We start from the raw sequence: 891 nt of genomic DNA on the forward strand, positions 1-891 counted from the left end.
AAAAATTGTCCTTTGAAAATTGCACAGTAAATAAGAAATAAAGTAAAGCTAAGGTTATAATATAACCTTTGTAGTAAAGTATCATTTTAAAGATGATATGATGATAATAAGAAAATTGATAGTAACGAGCAGATCGAGGAAAGATTTGAGCGAGGAGCAGAGTTTACTTATGTAAATGAGCACCACAGCGAAAAGGTTGACGAAGATATGCGAAGTTAATAGCAATTTTCGATAATAAAGGTCAAGCTACAAAGGGCGCATGGAGGATGCCTTGGCACCAGGAGCCTAAGAAGGACGCGATAAGCTGCGAAAAGCTCTGGGTAGGCGCAAATAGCCAGAGAACCAGAGATATCCGAATGGGGAAACCCACCTAGATAACGCTAGGTACTGCAAACTGAATACATAGGTTTGTAGAGGCAAACCCGGGGAACTGAAACATCTAAGTACCCGGAGGAAGAGAAAGAAACATCGATTTCCTAAGTAGCGGCGAGCGAACGGGAAAGAGCCCAAACCAGGAACTTGTTCCTGGGGTTGCGGATAGGTCATAAATACTGTGAAGTGTTAATTGAAGAGAGCTGGAAGGCTCCGCCGGAGAAGGTAAAAGCCCTGTAAATGAAAGCAAAGAGCAGCCAGATCTAATCCAGAGTACCACGAGACACGAGAAACCTTGTGGGAAACAGGGAGGACCACCTCCCAAGGCTAAATACTACCTGGTGACCGATAGAGAAGGAGTACCGTGAGGGAAAGGTGAAAAGAACCCCGGGAGGGGAGTGAAATAGAACCTGAAACCGTGTGTCCACAAACAGTCGAAGTACGTAAAGTACGACGGCGTGCTTTTTGTAGAACGAGCCAGCGAGTTACGATATGCAGCAAGGTTAAGTACTTAAGGTA

Annotated in this window: 1 rRNA gene; it reads left to right on the forward strand. The window is 44.3% G+C overall.

Features of this window, described 5'->3' with window-relative positions:
* Positions 1-239: 239 nt before the first annotated feature.
* A 23S ribosomal RNA gene (locus CLRAG_RS17915) occupies positions 240-891 on the forward strand; the annotation flags it as partial.

The organism is Clostridium ragsdalei P11, assembly GCF_001675165.1.
Lineage (GTDB): Bacteria > Bacillota > Clostridia > Clostridiales > Clostridiaceae > Clostridium_B > Clostridium_B ragsdalei.